This is a genomic window from Siminovitchia terrae (assembly GCF_003605405.2).
In the GTDB taxonomy this organism is placed as follows: domain Bacteria; phylum Bacillota; class Bacilli; order Bacillales; family Bacillaceae_C; genus Siminovitchia; species Siminovitchia terrae.
Genome location: NZ_QYTW02000058.1, coordinates 1 through 2,119, shown reverse-complemented (window position 1 = coordinate 2,119; position 2,119 = coordinate 1). Strand labels below are relative to the sequence as shown.

The window sequence follows — 2,119 nt, the reverse complement described above, 5'->3', positions numbered from 1 at the left end:
AGGAATCTCCCACTTCAAACAGACCATAAGGTTGTTAAGTGGCGAGAGGTTCAAGTAGCTATGGGCCCTTCTCTAAACTATAAGTGATATGATTGATATCTTGGTTTTTATTATGATCAGCGTCATTGGCTCATTAACATTCTTTGTTTCCAAAGTAATTACTGAATATTTATTTAGAAGTAGAAAAATTGTGTGATGTATGAAATGAATTTACTTAAAATACGTATAAATGTAGAAAAGTTCTTCCAATCGTTCCAAATTCAGGTGGCCTTTAAGTGAGTTAGAGGAAAAAAGCGTGGGAGTGAACAGAAATAAGCAAAACACGATTAATATTTCATAGTATAATATTTTTAATTGCATTAGTAGTTGCCATTAAATACTATCCCTCAGAAGTATCAACAGTAGCTATAACTGTAGCATGTTATGCAGTTTTCTTTACTGGAGATTCTGTGTTATTCAAAAAAAAACATAAGTAGTTTTTTCGTGCAGGATGAACCTGTGCGTTTTTTTGTTGAGTAAGAATATTGACTGGAATGTATATAAAGACAAAGGGTTCACCTTTAGCTTGGATATAGGCCACTTTCAAAGGATTACCAGCGGTATTATTGTAGAATAATGCTTTTTCATAATTCGCGTAATGAGCTTCCAACCCTCCTTCCTTCATTTGTTCAGGAGTGGCATCTTTTGTTAATTTGTATACCATAGCGGCAATCATTCTCAGGTGAGCAAACTTCTCTATGCCGATATCTGTTAAAGATCCGATCACTAAATCCGGAATGGAATAGCGCTGATTTAACTTCATTCAGCAGAAACCTCCCACTTCTATAAGTGGTGAGATGAATGTATATTGGTAATCCATTCAGTGGGGGTTCAAACCCCGGCTGAATAAAGTCAAAGCCTCCGGCGGATGCTACAGATTTTCAGAGGAAACTTATCGAGTGGAGCTCGATAAAATCTGGGCACAAATACGCCAAGGCGCATTTGATATATATATAAGCTACTGTCTGCACCTCCATAATACTTAATTAAAAATATTGCTAGTATTGGATTGCATTCGTTTGTATAACGGTAGCTTGCTGTGCAGTGTTCTTTTATGGGGAATCAGCTTTTTTAGAAAAAATGATAAGTAGCTTTTATGTTTGTTGAGATCAAAAATAAGTACTATTTGCTGGTTAATGCGGTGTAGAAGCTGGAGACCAGACTGAGGGCTAAAGCGTAAATTGTGGAAGGGAAAGCTGAAAGAAGAAAAGTTCCCCCAACTCACCTCCATTCAAGCATATTTCACCAAAGAAGAAAGGTTTTCTGAACAAGAAAGTATGTTATATTAAAGTGACAAAGTATTCTAAAAGAGGTGATGATATTGAAAAAGTATTTTGTATTTTTATTTTGTTTAAGTTTGCTCTATATGGCATTTCAAATATTATCAGGTGCTATTGCAACTGCCCTTTATACCCCGGATTTCTATACAATAAAGGGAAGCCTCAGTCAAACAGTAGAATTTGGTGAGGTTAATTCAATGCCGTTACTTGAAACACTGCTTATCGGTACGATGGCCTATCTTCTTTCTCAAAAATTTAAACCTGCCAAAAATTAAGTTGTCATTAGTTGGAAAAAGAGCCGTCTAAAAAGCTCCTAAAATAAATCATCCGGAGAAAAATGATTTTTCGTTTTTCTCCGGATGATTTTGTATTTTGGGCAGCTACCTTCACCAATCGTGACTTTTTTTATAGAAGTCACTTAATAAGGGATCTTTTTTGCTAATCTTGCCTGTTGTAAAGTGACAAAAAGTTGTTTAAAGAATGCGAATTATTCTATTCAACAAACCAGCCAATAGTTGTCAACATTTTTCAATAAAAACTTAAAATGTTTCATGTTATACTAAATTTGAGAATGCCAAATAACCTTCCAAATATTACGTTTGGAAAGCTTTGGTTTATCTAGTAATATTGTTAAATCAAGCTAAATCTTGGAATGTAGTTTTGTTTTTTAAAAGTGCATAAATCCAATGTAAGAGTTTATTAGCACACGCAATTAAGGCTACTTTATATGGCTTTCCTTCCTTACGTTTCACAACTAAAGCCGTAATATTTTCATGCTGTCTTGTAAGATTACGTAGATT

General features: G+C 34.5%; 1 protein-coding gene and 1 pseudogene. One reads left to right on the top strand and one right to left on the bottom strand.

Annotated features, from left to right (window positions below; all coding sequences use genetic code 11):
* Positions 1–535 precede the first annotated feature (535 nt).
* Positions 536–796: pseudogene (locus D5F11_RS25635) on the bottom strand (manganese catalase family protein); the annotation flags it as partial.
* A gap of 564 nt (positions 797–1,360) precedes the next feature.
* Here D5F11_RS25635 and D5F11_RS25630 point away from each other — a divergent pair.
* Positions 1,361–1,594, top strand: coding sequence for a hypothetical protein (locus D5F11_RS25630; RefSeq protein ID WP_120119617.1), 234 nt, complete (start codon positions 1,361–1,363; stop codon positions 1,592–1,594).
* Positions 1,595–2,119: the final 525 nt, after the last annotated feature.